The organism is Ruegeria sp. BHSA162 (genome assembly GCF_059613385.1).
In genome coordinates, this window is the sequence record NZ_JBXWSK010000158.1 from 1 (window position 1) to 1,053 (window position 1,053).

Below are 1,053 nucleotides of genomic sequence, written 5' to 3' on the forward strand. Positions count from 1 at the left end.
CGCGTGGGCCGGTTCAACCGAAGACCGACTGGGAGGACGGGGTTCATGTCATTTTGGGCAGACATCGGCGCGATATTCAGCGCCTTTCTCAGCCAGGATTCCTTTGAAATTCAATCAGCGTTGGAGTCCGACGCAGCGTGGGTTGTCGGCGCCGTCGTCGCTGCGCTGGGTGGGCTTCTGGTCATGCTGATCTATCGCAAGGTTCCCTTCATCGAGCGCCATCTGGAACGATCCGTGATGGTGTATTCCTATCTCGCCATTGCGCTGATCATCTTCTGGGGCGTGATCGACAGGTTCGTCTTCAATGACCAGGAACCCTGGTCCACAACGATTCCACCCTTGCTGTTCATGGTGATGGCGTGGTTTGGGGCCTCCTACAACGTGCGCCTCAGAACGCATCTGAGCTTCAGCGAATTCCGGACCGCGATGCCACGTGGCGGGCAGTTGGCCTGCCTGATCCTGGACGCGGTGCTATGGTTCATCTTCGCGGTCATAGTCATCGTGACCACGTCGCGGCTGGTGGCCTTGTCAGCGTCCAACTTCCAGATCGTTCTGGGCACGGACAACATCATGCAGTGGTGGTTCCTGCTGGCGGCACCTTTGTCATTCTTTCTTATGGTCGGCCGAGTGTTCCAGAACCTGGCGGACGATCTGCGCAACTTCAAAACAGGCGAGCCGCTGATCAAGCAGGCCGTGATCGGGGCAGACTGATGGCAGACGGAACTTGGGTTACTTTGATTTCGCTCGGCGTGACATTCCTGTTCATGTTGGGCGTACCGGTCCTTCTGGTCATCGGCTACTGGGTGATCGGCTGCTCGTTTGTTCTGGGCCTGACGCTCGACAACATGGGCGCCGAGCTTTTGAACGTGTTCAACAAGGGCTTCGCGCTGCTGGCCATGCCCCTGTTCATCCTGACCGGAGACCTGATCAACAAGTCGGGTATCGCCCGACGGCTCAGCGACTTCGCCTATGCCTGTCTCGGCTGGATACGCGGCGGTCTGGCGATGGCTTCGCTTGGGGCCTGCGGGTTGTTCGCAGCGATCTCGGGATCGA

2 protein-coding genes are annotated in these 1,053 nt (G+C 58.7%); both read left to right on the forward strand.

Annotated features, from left to right (window positions below; genetic code table 11):
- The first annotated feature begins 45 nt into the window (after positions 1-45).
- Entirely contained in the window at positions 46-711 is a 666-nt protein-coding gene (locus AC2FM5_RS19640) for a TRAP transporter small permease (protein WP_170357982.1), read from the forward strand.
- On the forward strand, positions 711-1,053 hold a 343-nt coding region (locus AC2FM5_RS19645; protein WP_496737662.1), incomplete at its 3' end, for a TRAP transporter large permease subunit. The genes AC2FM5_RS19640 and AC2FM5_RS19645, both read left to right, overlap by 1 nt.